Here is a 14057-nt window from a genome sequence, read left to right on the forward strand (position 1 = left end):
TTCAGCTTTTTTTCAGTTCGTCTTTTATGTTTTCCACAGTCTGCCAGGACTGCCTGACGATGTCCGGGAACTTTCCGTCGTGCTCACGGGCCCAGTCCAGCAAAAAAGCTCGGGTTTTCGGGTCCGAGGGGTACCCGCTTCCGAAGTCCATCTTCCATTCCTTTTTAAGTTCCTCGATCAGTTCGTCCCTGCGGACCTTGGCGAGGATCGAGGCTGCCGAGACTACGGGGTAGATAGCGTCTGCCTGGTGCATTGAGATGATTTCGATTTTCTTTGCGTGTGCGGGGCTGCTTTTTGCATACTGGCTGCGGAGGTTTTCTGCAAAACGTTCGGCTTTTACGTCGGCAGCGTCCGCATACACTTTATCGGGTTTGAGCTGTTCAAGGACTTTTGCGAAACAGACCACCATGATCTCGTTCATGGTCATGATTTTCCGGAGCTCATCGATCTGGGAGGGGCTGACTTCCAGGACGAAAAAGCCGTCTGCATGTTTTTTGATCTGGGTGGCTAGCTGCTCCCTTTTTTTCGGCGTAAGCTTCTTGGAGTCCGCAACCCCCAGCACCTTGAGGATATGGGATTTTGATTCGTCGATCTTTACGCCTCCGATGCACATTGGCCCGATTACCGGGCCTTTTCCGGCTTCATCGATTCCTGCGATTATCATAATAGGACTGTCTCCTGATTTAAGGGGAAAGAACGGTTTTTGCTTATTAATAATTGTTTCTTTTCCAGAGATTCATTTCCTGTCTTTACAGGTGTCTCTAGAGGTGTCCTTACAGGTGTCTTTATAGGGGAGAGTATTTTCCAGGCATGCCCGGAAACAAAAGCATTAAATCTGAAGTTGAATATTTTTGGGGTTAAGTTAGCTAGCAACAGATGAGATGAATTTTCCATGCCTATAATAACCTTGCAGTACGACGACCTCGAAAAACTCACGGGAACCGATAAGGAAACCATCATTAAACGGGCGCCCATGATCGGGGCCGATATCGAAAGGATCGAAGAAGATTACATTGATATCGAGTTTTTCCCTGACCGGCCGGACCTCTACAGTGTGGAGGGAGTAGCCAGGGCAATGCGGGGCTTCCTGGACCTTGAGACCGGGCTTCCCGAATACGGGGCAAAGCCTTATGAGGTTTCCATATCCGTAAGCGAGGATATCCTGAAGATCAGGCCCTTCCTCGGGTGTGCGGTTGTGCGCGGGGTCAGCTTTAACTCCGAGTCTATCAAGTCCCTGATGGACCTGCAGGAGGACCTGCACTGGGGGCTCGGGCGGAACCGGAAAAAAGTCTCAATCGGCGTCCATGACCTCAGGAACGTAAAGCCGCCTTTCAGGTACATGGCAGTTGACCCGGGCTTTGAGTTCGTGCCCCTGGACTACACCGAAAAGATGAGCATGACCGAAATCCTGGAAAAGCACCCCAAAGGCACCAGGTTCGCCCACCTTGTCCAGGGCTTTGACAAATACCCGATCATCCTGGACGCCCAGGACAACGTGCTGTCCTTCCCGCCCATCATCAACGGGACTCTTACATCCGTGACCGAAAAGACCACCGACCTTTTCATCGACGTAACGGGCCTCGGGGAAGCCGTCTACACGGCCTTAAACATCGTGGTAACAGCCCTTGCCGAGCGGGGCGGGCAGATCGAGTTTGTCCGGGTTATCCGGCCCGGAGGCGAAGAAATGGTCCTCCCCAACCTCGAACCCGAAACCAGGCTCCTTACGAAGGCCGAGGTAAAGTCCCTGCTCGGCATGGAACTTTCCGCAGAAGAGATCGTAAAGCAGCTTGAAAGGATGCGCTTCGGGGCAAAAGCCCTTGACGAAGAGACCGTTGAGGTAAAGGTGCCAGCCTACAGGGCAGATATCCTGCACAACTTCGACCTGATCGAGGACATCGCCAAAGGCTACGGCTACGACAAAATCAAGGGCAAGGTCCCCGAGACCTACACCGCAGGCAAGTCCCACCCGATTTCCCTCATGCGTTCCTCGTTAAACGCAATCCTTGTGGGGCTCGGCTACTATGAGGTCATGCCCTTCACCCTCACCAGTGAAAAAATCAATTTCGAGAACATGCGCAGGCCAAAGACGGACGATGTCACCTACGTGCTCCACCCGATCAGCGAAGACCAGACAATGGTCAGGACAATGCTTCTCCCGAACCTCCTGGAAATTCTCGCCTTAAACCAGCACAGGGAACTTCCCCAGAAGATCTTCGAGGTAGGAGAGATCGCAACCCACGGGGAAACCGGCCAGCACGCAGCTGCAGTCTCCATCCACCCGCAGGCGAACTTCACGGAAGTCTACGAAGTAGTAGACGCCCTCATGCGGGAACTTATGCTCCCCTACGAAGTAAAAGAGTCCGAAGACCCGGCTTTCCTTGAAGGAAGAAGGGCCGATGTCTACGTCAGAGGCAAAAAAATAGGGGTCTTTGGGGAATTCCACCCGGAAACCATCAACAATTTCGAGCTCGGATACGCCGTTGTCGGATTTGAGATCGACCTGAAAGACCTCATAGCGTAAAAAGGATAAAATAGCATAAAATGACTAAAATTTAGAGGGTCAATTTTTTTCTTGATCCTCTTTTCTCAATCTTTTTTAATTTCTATTCAATTTCATTCAATTTCCCTTCCCTTTCCTTTCCTTTACCTTTCCCGCAGCATCCTTTCCATTTCGGCTGCGATTTTCCTGACTTCAGGTATTTCTTCGGCTTCGGCCAGCCTGTACACGAGTTCGAGCATCCTTCCTCGCAGGGTTTCCAGGTCTTCAAGGGCGAAGTTCAGGTCGTTAAGAAGGGCTCCGATACTTTTTGTCTTCAGGAATATGGAAAGTTTTTCGGGATCGGCCTCTATCGGGGAGAGCGTTTCCGGGGAATTCAGGTCGACTTCGTATTCTTCTTCGAAGTCCCCTTTGGGGAGGGTTTTCATCCACCTGACGTTTCGGACATGGCTAACAAAATTGCTGACCTGCCTGTACTCGTAGTCCCCGCTAACCCTTCCTACAAGCACCTCGTTCCGGGTTTTGAGGGGGACTGCCACAAGGTCTCCTTTCTTTATTTCGTGCATAAAGGAGCAGATCTCCCCTGCCCAGGCCCCGCAGCGCTCATCGGGCATGCCGGGGTATTTTTCAAGCATGAGCTTTTTCATTTGGGCTTCTTCTTTTACTCCGGCCAGGTCCGGAAACTCGGACCACCCTATTGTGATTATGCTGTTTTCCAGAATTGCCTCTTCGTCTTCCTGTGTGCCTGCGGCTTTGAGCAACCAGAATTTCATTTTTGTTTCCCTCTCTTAACTTTATTTCGGACTTTAATGCCATTTATCTGACCCCGTTTATGCATGTAAGGTTAATTAATGGTTCTCCTGCTTCGGTGGGGCTTTGAGTAATAAAAGCTTTTTAAACCTGAGTCCCATAAAACCGGTAAGCATGAATCAAAAAGTCTTTGTCGGGGTCGACGGGTGCAGTGCTGGCTGGTTTGCTGTGTTTCTAACTGAACAGGCAGGGAAAAATTTCGATTGTCGGATCTGTGATAGTGAGATCTGTGATAGTGAGATCTGTGATAGTGAGATCTGTGATGATGGGAACTGCGATGGTAAGATATTTGAAGGTGAGAACTGCGGGTGGGAGCTGGGTGTTTTCCCCCGTTTTTCTGCCCTTTGTGACTTCCTGAAAGACAAATACGAAGACTATGAGCCCCTTGTCCTGATCGACATCCCCATCGGCCTGAAAGCCGGGGGGACAGGGGAGAGGCTCTCGGACCTGGGCGCCCGCAAAGTCTTAGCGGCCCGGAAGTCCAGCATCTTTCCCGTGCCCTGTCGGGAGGCTGTTTACACGGAAACTTACGAAAAAGCCTGTGAAGTCAATGAGAGGCTTACAGGAAAACGCATCTCGAAGCAGGCCTGGAACATACTTCCAAAAATCCGGGACGTGTACGGTTTTCTTCTCGAAAATGAGGAGTTCCGGCCCTTGGTGTGGGAGGTGGGACCTGAAATATGTTTCCAGGCCTTTGCAGGCCGCCCGATGAAGTACTCAAAGAAGCAGGAAGAAGGCTTTATCGAGAGGAAAGAAGTCCTGAATAAAATCCTGAAAACGGCCTGTTCACCTGTGAATGGGCTTCCCGGGGAAAGGCTGCATGTTAATGGGTTGCCTGCGGAAGGGATGCATATGATGCATATGAATGATATGCCTGCGGTTAAGTTGCCTGTGAATGATAGAATTTTGGATGATACGCCTGTTGACCGATTCACCGACGTTGCCCTTTCAAGGTACAGGCGAAAGGACCTCGCAAAAGATGACATTCTTGATGCCCTTGCTGCGGCCTTAACTGCAAAAATGGGGGCTTTATACGGGTTTGAGTATGTGCCGGAAGAGCCTGATACTGACGCTGAAGGTTTGCGAATTCAGGTAGTTTACTGTGATTATTTTCCAAAGGTTACAGGTATTTCAGGAAGGAAAAGGTAAGATGACAGAAGAAAAGATAAGGTTAAAGGGAGAAAAGATAAGGTGGCAGGGTAACGTCAAAGGGGCTTCTGGCATTGAATCCTATATTATCCGTGAATTACGGTGAAGAACCCTTTTTCGTCCAGGGGTTCGGACATATCCCTGTAATGCATGAAAAGCTCTTTTCCCCACTGCAAAGCCTTTTCTTCGCAGCAAAGGAGCATGCAGTCCCTTAATTTTCCTGTGTTTTCCAGAAGCTTCAGGACCATGAACCTATCTGTCACAACGAGTGAGGGCAATTTTACCGGTTTTTGGCAGATGAATATTTTTGAGTTTTCCGGTTTAGACAGCCTGGCTGCCTCTTCCGGGAAATCCTGAAACAGGCGTTCGGCAACTATTTCAGTCATGCAGAGAGTCAATTCCGCACCATTTTCTGCAATGTCTGCGTAGAGGGTTGGGGATTCCGGGTGGAAATAGGAGACGAAAGTCAGGACTTCTTTTGATTTCAGGATATTTTCCAGGAAAAAGTCAGGGGTTTCAAACATGTGTTCGGCATCAGGTTCCAGTATTTCATATTTACCCAGTTCTTCGATCCTTTCCAGGAGGTTTTCAGGGATTGCAGTAAGGTCATGCTCTGTCCAGTAATCGATATTTCCCTCGACCACCTCCAGCGTATCCACCAGGCCCTGCATGTTTTCGACTATTATTTCCCCGATGTCGGATAATCTCAAAACTCCCTTTTCTTCAAGGACAAGAAACGAACTTTTAATTTTCTTTATGTGCGGCTGGATAGAAGCGGAATCAACGTTAAGCTTCTTTTTGATTTCATCTATAGACTTCGGTTCTTCTTTAAGGAGAAGCAGAAGCTCTTTTCTTTTTTCCGAGAATAAGGTAAGTTCAATCAATGGCTGTTTCATTTTATTTCACTAAATACTCGATTTGCTTGAATCCCTTTTTAAGCCTTAAAAACTTTTTCATTTTCTAAATATATTTATCCTCTTTAGTCATATTTATTATTTTTTATCAGTTGTTGTTTTTAGCTGGATTCATTTAGATAGTTCTGTCCTTTATATAAAGCCTGCAGGTAGAAAAATCCTTATCAATGTTCCAGATCTTCATTTTTATGGAACTGATCCGGTGAAGAATGAGATCAGGAAAAGGCAGGGCTATACTGGAAAAAGGATGGATATCCCGGAAAAATGAAAAGTGAAAAGAAAGGAAATAAAAACCCGAACGAACACTTCTTAGTTCTTAATAATTCTCTTAATAGTTCTTTATAATTCTTAATACTCCTTATATCATTCAACCTGACGGTGAGAACCCTGAATTCAGACCGAACATTTCCCGGAACTTTTGAGAACTCAATCGGAATGAAATTTGTCCTGATTCCTCCTGGAGAATTCGACATGGGCTCCCCTTCCCGCGAAAAGCGCAGGAAACTCTGGGAAAGCCCCGTGCACAGGGTAGCTATCAAAAAGCCCCTTTACCTTGGCAGCTGCCCTGTTACGCAGGAGCAGTGGCAGCGGATTATGGGGAATAATCCCTCTTATTTCAAAGGTTCCCGGCTGCCGGTGGAAAATGTCTCCTGGGAAGAAGTACAGGCTTTTCTCAGGAAACTCAACACAATGGAAAAAACCTACGAGAGTGGCCCGGAGTACCGCCTGCCCACAGAAGCCGAATGGGAGTACGCCGCCAGGGCCGGGACCTCTACCAGTTACTTCTTCGGGGACGAAGCTTCCACACTCCTTGAATATGCCTGGTTCCTGGAAAACTCCGGGCTTGCTACCCACCCCACAGGCCTGAAGAAGCCCAACCCCCTGGGCCTTTATGATATGTACGGAAACGTCGGGGAATGGGTCCAGGACGAGTACCACATCAGCTACAAAGGCGCCCCCTCAGACGGCAGGGCCTGGGAAAGCTCCTTTTCCAGCGTATCCGTTCCTGTGAGGGTGAGGAGGGGAGGCGGCTGGAACGGAAATGCCGGCTGCTGCCGCTCGGCCGAGAGGCTTTTTGCGGCTCAGAACAGCCGCTTAAACAGCCTGGGGTTCAGGGTAGTGAAAGATGTGATCCGGGGTAGGTAAAAGTCTCCGTTTAACTTATTCAATTTCCTTAATTTCTTTAACTTCTTTATTATTTCTTTTTCATTTCTTGTGGTGAGGCGCCGCCAGGCAAGCTGGCGGAGGTGTTTTATATCATTTAGATTGAAAAACGGTTTCCGGGGTCAATGAAAGTATTTCTTGGAAAAGGTTGGGTATTTCTCTATATCATTCAGCTTTCTTGATAGCCTACGTATCCGGTCGTATGGTTTTGGCCTTTGTTTTTCTTCTGCTGGCAGGCTGGCTGCAGCCGCATGCGAGGAGGGAAAAAAGGCCATATAGAGATCGTTTTCGGATATTCCGGAATATCAACTGATTATAGTTAAGAACAGAATTCGTTTGTCTTAAAAAAGCGGAAGAAATCTGGTTTCAGGCAGGTATATACATGTAAAACCCCGCCGGTTTTATTTTGCACCTTCTGCCCCCGCCTGCTTTATTCACAGACAGGGACAAAAACAGATCTCAGGTGCTGCAGACATATTTAGGAGGCTTTTCTGAGTATTTGTGTCTGTTTCAAGTAGAGACACTTATTGAGACAAACATCTATACGTCTTTCATATATTTAACACTTTTGTATAAATTCGTGATACTAGGTGATAAGTATCTTCATTTTATTATTACATCTCCTATGTGCCGGGATCACCCTATAAACAGCTATGTGCTAAGTGATATCCTGTTTCAAGAAGGCCCATTTCAGGAAGATCCTGCGGTTCATTCCTGAGCTTCTAAATTCTCTCCGAACGTATAGGTCGTCCCGACCGTGTTGAGAATGAATTGCTCAGGCAGTTCTTCGGCGAAGCGGTTGATAGCTTTCCAGCCTGTACAGTGCATGGGCACGACGTAATCGGGGTTGATGCGTTTCAGTTCGTTAATTGTGGGCTGGATGATCGGGTCAAAGAGCTGCCCGGTCAGGTGGAAGCCTCCCAGGACTGCATGGACCTTTTCGGTCCCGGTGATTTTCTTTGCGTGCTCGATGGTATTGATAATCCCTGCATGGGCACAGCCGCTGATGACAACAAGCCCTTTGCCTTTGAGTTGTACCACAAGCCCCTGGTCATCCAGGAAGGGGTCGTAAACCCAGTTTCCGTCGATTTTTGCCTCAGCCCAGGGGAACCCTTTTTCGAATGGGATTGTGCGTTCCACTTCCCCGGTCGTGTGGACGAGCCCTCCGGCAAGCGGCAGGGCCTTTTCGGATTTGATGGGAAGAGCCCCGGCTTCTTTCAGGGCGCCTTCTTCAAGTGCAGGGATGGGGACAGGGCGCCCGATTGCCGGGATATTCAGGCGGCGTTCAAGAAAGGCATCGGGGTGGAGGTAAAGCGGGACTTTTTCATTCCTCTCTTTGCTTACCATTTTCAGGAACTCGAAAAGCCCGAGAAAATGGTCGGGGTGCCCGTGGCTCAGGACAACGGCTTCGATGCTGCTAGGCTCAGCCTTCAGGAGCTTTGCGTTATGAAGAAGGCAGGCAGGAGTAACAGCCGCATCCATCAGCACGGTATGTTCTTCGTCCCCTGCATATACTTTTATTAAACAGGAAAGCCCGTGCTCTGCGAGAAGTATATGCGGGAGAGGTAACTGCGGCCTCCTGTACACGTCCGTGTGCTCTGTCAGTAACATGTCCGTGTAATTATCCATCAGGATCGTTACTTCAAGCCGGTCGGCTTCCCTAATGTTCAGCCCATCCTTATTAACATCTTCAGGCACTCTTTAACACCTTCAACAATATTTAATTAATTTAAATGTAATTTTTCCTCAAACTTTCTCTCAAACAGCCTGTTTTTTCAACTTTTCCAGTAGGCTACACAGGGTTGAAGGTCGGGAAACTTGATAAGTTTTTCAAAAACAGCTGTACTGGAATTGGCAGCGTCTCTATATCTATTGATTTTCAAAATTTGCTGTATCGGTATCGGCAAGATTTCAAAAAATCCGATATTTTGGATAATTCAATGAAATTTTAATCCAGATGAAAAGGATTTGATCCGGTTATCCCGGACTGACAGGACAGGGCGACCTTAATTTCCCTTTTAAGTAATCCCAAAAACCTCTTTTTGAGTTGCTTTTCAGGTACCGGCACTCTCACCGATCTCGAAGACGACCGGCTTATCCAGAAAATACACTTTAATGGATAAAAATCGGAATCCATTGACAGAGAAAGCATACATGAAATTCTCCGAATGACAGGCACAAATAATGAAAGTACTGGAGAACACTTTCATGCCAAATACAGCATGCTTGCTCAAAAATTCATTCCTGTGACTTACCGGAATATTGTGTTTAGAGCAGGACTTCGAAGGCAGAATCTTGAGAGCAAGAAGTCAAAAGCAGGATGGAAAATCAGAGTTTAGAGCTCTCCCCGTCGGCAGTTTATTTTTCAATCATTTTTTCTCAGTGAATTCGAAAAAGACCGGTCGTGCAGGCACGACCGGTGAGAGTCCCGGGAACAATACAAAGCTCCGGACCGGAATTAATTTGGGGTCAGAAATCGGTCACATGCCGGGGACCTGTTCCAGAAAAAAGCAGAATTTCTACGAAGCCAATATTTCCGACATTATTCAAGCAATCCGATATTTCCGATATATTCAATAAATTTCTTTTGAAAGGGGAGGTTATTAGCAGAGAGTTATGATTGCGAATCCCCCATCAGGTAGCCGCCAAACCCTGTGACCCAGAGCAGGATAGGGTATGCAATCCACCTCTCCAGTCCTCCCAGGCCCAGTGCTGCAAAGGGGCTTGTCTCTCCCATAAAATAATAGAGAAACAGGTCAAGGAGCGCAATTCCTCCAAGTGCTACCGAGAAATAGCTCAGCGGTGCTCTTTCCACCCTGGAGCTTGCAATTGCCGATACTCCGCCTGCAACGAAGGCGAGAAGTGCAAAGATTCCGTGGATGTCCCCATAGCTCCCATTGAAGGTTCCTACTCCGAGGACCCCGGTCCCGAATAAACCCAGGGAACAGGTGACTGCGCGGTTCCCGAATACCCGGTGAATGCAGTAAGCGGCAGCGATGATCAGGATCCCGGAAACGGCCATTGTAGCCCCAAAGATGGTTGAAGAAGGCTGCATGATGATGCTGTTTGGCGGTTCCGTTGCACCCAGGTCGCTTATCATGTTCTGCGACGTGCTGTACCCGGGATAGAGAGTCTCAGCCGTAATGATCCCCAGGAAAGCCAGCACGCCCGTAATGAACAGCAGCGCTCCGGCAATGTTCCGGTACTGCATATTTGTTTGAGATTTGTCAACCATAGCAATCTGATAAGCCCAAGTATACCCGGATATTTATTCGTTACGTTGGGCTGTTTTTCCCGAGTTCCTCTGCACCTTTCATTAAATCTTTCTTCCAGCCACCGCTATCCAGTCCCCGCCTTCCGCGTACTCGTTCCCCGAAAGGTTGTTCCAGACCTGTTCGACTTCAAACCCGTTCTGCTCAAGCACCCAGCTTATGTCTCGAGGGAATAGTCATGCAGCCAGGTCTGTAGGTCTTTACTGTCCCGTCCTCGTCTGCAACGATGTACTGGTCCATCCAGGTGTCATTTTCCGGGTAGTCAACCCCCTCTTCCAGCACAAGGTGCTTCCCGGACCTCCAGAACCCACCTTCGGAGACATACCACCTGTTCTTGAGCCCAGCCCTCATTCGAAGAGCCCGTGCGGACACGTCGAAGATAAAAAGCCCGTCTTATAGAAGTAGCAAGAGGATAGAAATCGGCACTGTAGCATATTTTCCGTTGAAGTCATATTTGTTTTTTGAAACTAGAATTCCTCTTTCAAATGCTGTCAGGCCCCGATAATCACTGCTATTGATCTGGCTCTGGTATTTCAGTTCGATTCCAAGCAGCTGATTTCCATTTGTTTTCAGGACAAAGTCAACTTCCTTTTTGCCGCCCTTTGTTTTCAGGTAGAAGATGCAGTCGTGGGGGGAGAAGACGTCGCTTGGGTATTTTTCATACATGAAACGCACGAGATGGGAATGGAATACGGATTCGACGAGTTTGCTTCTGGTTTCGGGGCTGTTGAGGTAGAGGTTTGCGGATTCGAAGTAGTCAGTGAGTCCTGAAGCCCATGTATGCAGGGCATGGAAGATGAAGGGGTCCTGGAAATAGATTTTTTTCTCTTTTTTGAAACTGGCAGTTTTTTTAGGAAGGTCAAGGGGATAGAGCACGTTCAGGACAAAGGAATCTTCAAGGGCTGTGACGTATTTCTGCACTGTTACATGAGCCCCGATGTCCGTTTCGTCGGTGATGCTCCGCCAGCTTACCTGGGTCGTAAGCTTGCCGGATATGCTTCTAAGGACCTGTTTCACGGGCATCTCGGGGATATTCCAGCGGGCAAGGTCTCCTATGAGGGACTGAATATATATCTCGTATATGCTGCTGTCGATTTTGTTTTTTGAGAAAAACTCGTTGATGGCTCTTGGGATTCCTCCGGTGATCAGGTACTGGTCAAAGAGCCTGTCGAGTTCGGACTGGTAGACCAGGAGCAGGCTCAGGAGGGGGCTGGCTCTGCCTTCAAGCAGGGTTGAAAGGATTTCCTGTCTTTTTGGACCCTCAGTGAGGCCGTTTGCTTCCATGAACTGCTTAAGGTCAGGGTTCAGGGTTTCTGCATATTCGGAAAATTTCATGGGAAAGAAGATCTTGTCCAGGGTCCCCTCCCCTTCCCCTCTCCTCCCGGGAAGCCTTTCGATGCTGTTCTTTATATCAATTGAGTGCGAACCGGTCAGGACAACGGTTGAATTTTTCAGGGCTCCTGTATCGGCAATGTACTTGAGCCCCTTTTCCCAGTCCCTGACCGAGGAAATCTCATCCAGGAAAATGTATTTTCTCTCCAGCTTGAAAGCCGCCACCCAGTTCAGGTACAGGTTCAGGACCTCAAACAGCTCTTTTTCGTCAGCAACGAGGTCACAGGTAAAATAAAAAATACTCTGAGAATGCTCTGTTTTTGCAAGCAGTTCCCGAATTATGAGCTTGACCAGCGTGGTTTTTCCCACCTGCCTCGGCCCCCGGAGAGTATAGATCCTGTCCCTGTCAAACTTCAGTTCCGAGAGAAGCCGCGGGCTCCATTTCAGGATAGAATCTTTAATTTTTTTCAGTTTTTCATCGTCCCGGATAGCAGCAGGATTCTTCCACCAGGGATTCTGAACGGTGAGGTGCATCAAATCCATGTAATATAACCTATGTAATTTGTTGTTTATATAGTTTGGTTAGGTGCTTAACCATCTATTTATATATGGCTGGTTAGATGATTAACCAATTATTTATATATAACTGGTTAGGTACTTAACCACACATTTACCTGTGCGAGCCCTCAACTTTAAAAGGTGAGAATGTTCATCCTATATAAAAACAAAAAAGTGTATCTTGATGATTAATCAATCCGTTTCTTTTGATTTCTTTTGGAGAGGCGCCGCCAGGCAAGCTGGCGGAGACACTTTATATCGTCGGGATTGAAAAACGGTTTCCGGGGTTAAGTAAAGTATTTCTCGGATCAGGTGGAGTATTTCTTTAGGTGGAGTATTTCTTTATAGCATTCAGGTTCTATTCATGGGATTCAGGTGGCCATCTTGTTTATTATATATTTATGTACATTTCCTGACTGACAGGTAGCCTCCGGATGCATGCGGTGCGGGAACTAATATAGGGGGACGCCATTTTCGTACCTTCCGGAACTATTGGGGATGAAGCTTCCCGCTTCCGGAGAAGAATCACGCACCCGACGGCTTAGAAATGGTTCACAGGTCAATTTAAATAAGAGAAATGAGTCTGAAAGAAGATTTCTCATGGAATTTCTCCGGGAATGCGCCGCCCATCAGGGGGATGGGATGTACCGGATTCCCTTTACAAAATAAGGTTTACAAAGAGCTGCCCCAAGCAAAATAATACCGGACCGATATTATGGAAAATAACCCTAAAAGAAAGACAGGCAATAAAGGTAAAACAGGCAAGACTTACAGGACAGGCAAGCCCGGCAGGACAGACAAGGCTGACAGGAAAGGCAAAACATGTCAGACCTGCAGGACGGGCAAGCCCGGAAATACAGGCAAGCCCGGCAAAAAAGGTAAGACCGGCGAGACAGGTACTACTGCAGCTGAGCGCCTGAATAAAGCCCTTGCAGTCCATGAAAAAGCCCTTGAGAAAAACCCTGAGGATGCAGCCGCCTGGGCAGGCAAAGCCGCAGTGCTGCTGAGGCACCGGATGTTCAGGGATTCCCTGAAGGCCCTTGAAAAAGCCCTTGAAATCGAGCCCGAAAACCCCGGCTACCTCTATGAAAAAGGCTTCGTGCTCCTGCAGCTCAACAGGGATGAAGCTGCCCTGGAGACTTTTGGCAGGGTGCTTGAAATTAAGCCGGACAGCGACAAGACCTGGAACCTCAAGACCACAGTCCTCTGCAGGCTCGGGCAGCATGAAAAAGCCCTTGCAGCCTGTGATAAATCCCTTGCTGCCAATCCCCGGCTTCCAGGGGCCTGGCATGCGAAAGGCACCGTACTGGCTGACCTCGGCAGGTACGAAGAAGCCCTCAAAGCCTATGACGAAGCCCTCAAGCTCGACCAGAAGCTTGCGAGGGCCTGGGAAGGCAAGGGATTTGCTCTCTACAGCCTGGACAGGCCTGTGGAGTCCATAAAAGCATACGATACCGCCCTCGAAATAAACCCGGACAATGCAAAGACCTGGGTCGGGAAAGGGCTCGTCCACCTCAAGCTCGGCAAATATAGAAGAGCTCTTGAGACCTGCAGCAAAGCCCTCTCAATAAAGCCCGATTTTGCAGAAGCCTGGTGCTGTAAAGGCGCTGCCCTCTCCGGCCTGGATAAAGACGAAGAAGCCCTGGGTGCCTATGAAAGAGCCCTCAGGATCAAGCCGGACTATGCCGATGCCCTAAAAGCCAGAAATTCCTTAAACTCCAAACTCGGAATCGACCTTGATGAAGAAGAGGATGAGGAAACGGAGGAGGAAAAGCCGGAAGTGAGGAGGAGCGTATGGACCAGGAAAGAGCCAACAAGCGAAATCCTGAAGAAAAGTGGAGTCCAGAGTGGAGTCAGGGGAAGAGAGCAAAGAGGAGAGGGAACTGAGAAAAACGTGAGGGGGGGAAGAGACCAGAGAAGAGATGGGACCCGGAAATACGAGGGGAAAGGAAGAGAGCAAAGGGGAGAAGGAACCCGGAAATACGAGGGGAAAGGAAGAGAGCAAAGGGGAGAAGGAACCCGGAAATACGAGGGGAAAGGAAGAGAACAAAGTGGAGATGGGACCCGGAAATACGAGGGGAAAGGAAGAGAGCAAAGGGGAGAAGGAACTCAGAATAATTTTGGTCAAAGAAGGGAACAAAGAGAAGAGGGAACTAAGAGAAACGTATGGGCAAGGAAAGAGCCAAAGAAGTAACTTTCTCCGTTCCCGGCAGAGCCTGCTGCTTTAGAGGTCTGGCCTGAAGCTCAGGTCGAGATCCCCTCATGATTGAAGCCACGGAGCCGGTTCATAGGCCTGCAAGTTCTGGCAGGTAAAGCCTGAAACTGAAGCAGAAAAGGTAGTAGTATTAAACGTAAAATAAT

The 14057-nt window shown here is 48.4% G+C and carries 12 protein-coding genes; 4 read left to right on the forward strand and 8 right to left on the reverse strand.

The window, feature by feature from the left end; all coding sequences use genetic code 11:
• Position 1: 1 nt before the first annotated feature.
• Both rnhB and FTO70_RS08610 read right to left on the reverse strand, forming a co-directional pair.
• Positions 2 to 664, reverse strand: coding sequence for a ribonuclease HII (rnhB, locus tag FTO70_RS08605; RefSeq protein ID WP_255335341.1), 663 nt, complete (start codon positions 662 to 664; stop codon positions 2 to 4).
• Positions 661 to 894 carry a hypothetical protein gene (locus tag FTO70_RS08610; RefSeq protein WP_255335342.1) on the reverse strand — a complete coding sequence of 78 codons (234 nt, stop codon included), beginning with the start codon at positions 892 to 894 and terminating at the stop codon, positions 661 to 663. The genes rnhB and FTO70_RS08610 overlap by 4 nt, the downstream gene beginning before the upstream one ends.
• Here FTO70_RS08610 and pheT point away from each other — a divergent pair.
• Positions 893 to 2521, forward strand: coding sequence for a phenylalanine--tRNA ligase subunit beta (gene pheT / locus FTO70_RS08615; protein ID WP_255335343.1), 1629 nt, complete (start codon positions 893 to 895; stop codon positions 2519 to 2521). The two genes, FTO70_RS08610 and pheT, sit on opposite strands and share 2 nt — an antisense overlap.
• A gap of 122 nt (positions 2522 to 2643) precedes the next feature.
• Here pheT and FTO70_RS08620 read toward each other — a convergent pair whose 3' ends face one another.
• Positions 2644 to 3270, reverse strand: coding sequence for a restriction endonuclease (locus FTO70_RS08620; RefSeq protein WP_255335344.1), 627 nt, complete (start codon positions 3268 to 3270; stop codon positions 2644 to 2646).
• 151 nt (positions 3271 to 3421) lie between these two features.
• Between FTO70_RS08620 and FTO70_RS08625 the strand changes: the two genes are divergently transcribed.
• Positions 3422 to 4456: a DUF429 domain-containing protein gene (locus FTO70_RS08625; protein ID WP_255335345.1), complete on the forward strand. Its 1035-nt coding sequence runs from the start codon at positions 3422 to 3424 to the stop codon at positions 4454 to 4456.
• An 86-nt stretch (positions 4457 to 4542) separates the two neighbouring features.
• On the opposite strand, the gene FTO70_RS08630 is transcribed toward FTO70_RS08625, so the two are convergent.
• The gene (locus FTO70_RS08630; RefSeq protein ID WP_255335346.1) at positions 4543 to 5352 is read right to left on the reverse strand and encodes a winged helix-turn-helix domain-containing protein; all 810 of its coding nucleotides are present in this window, start codon (positions 5350 to 5352) and stop codon (positions 4543 to 4545) included.
• Positions 5353 to 5805: 453 nt separating this feature from the next.
• On the opposite strand from FTO70_RS08630, the gene FTO70_RS08635 reads away from it, so the two are divergent.
• Positions 5806 to 6516 (forward strand): formylglycine-generating enzyme family protein, encoded by a 711-nt coding sequence (locus FTO70_RS08635; protein ID WP_255335347.1) that lies wholly within the window; start codon positions 5806 to 5808, stop codon positions 6514 to 6516.
• Between the two features lie 726 nt (positions 6517 to 7242).
• On the opposite strand, the gene FTO70_RS08640 is transcribed toward FTO70_RS08635, so the two are convergent.
• From FTO70_RS08640 to FTO70_RS08655, 4 genes are all read right to left on the reverse strand, one after another.
• A complete protein-coding gene (locus FTO70_RS08640; RefSeq protein WP_255335348.1) occupies positions 7243 to 8232 on the reverse strand; it encodes an MBL fold metallo-hydrolase in 990 nt (329 codons plus the stop codon).
• Between the two features lie 916 nt (positions 8233 to 9148).
• A complete protein-coding gene (locus tag FTO70_RS08645) occupies positions 9149 to 9745 on the reverse strand; it encodes a DUF998 domain-containing protein (RefSeq protein ID WP_255335349.1) in 597 nt (198 codons plus the stop codon).
• Between the two features lie 205 nt (positions 9746 to 9950).
• Positions 9951 to 10157: a hypothetical protein gene (locus tag FTO70_RS08650; RefSeq protein WP_255335350.1), complete on the reverse strand. Its 207-nt coding sequence runs from the start codon at positions 10155 to 10157 to the stop codon at positions 9951 to 9953.
• Between the two features lie 42 nt (positions 10158 to 10199).
• Positions 10200 to 11681: an ATP-binding protein gene (locus FTO70_RS08655; protein ID WP_255335351.1), complete on the reverse strand. Its 1482-nt coding sequence runs from the start codon at positions 11679 to 11681 to the stop codon at positions 10200 to 10202.
• 730 nt (positions 11682 to 12411) lie between these two features.
• On the opposite strand from FTO70_RS08655, the gene FTO70_RS08660 reads away from it, so the two are divergent.
• Positions 12412 to 13890: a tetratricopeptide repeat protein gene (locus tag FTO70_RS08660; protein WP_255335352.1), complete on the forward strand. Its 1479-nt coding sequence runs from the start codon at positions 12412 to 12414 to the stop codon at positions 13888 to 13890.
• Positions 13891 to 14057: the final 167 nt, after the last annotated feature.

The sequence above is a fragment of the Methanosarcina sp. KYL-1 genome (genome assembly GCF_024372725.1).
Taxonomy (GTDB): domain Archaea; phylum Halobacteriota; class Methanosarcinia; order Methanosarcinales; family Methanosarcinaceae; genus Methanosarcina.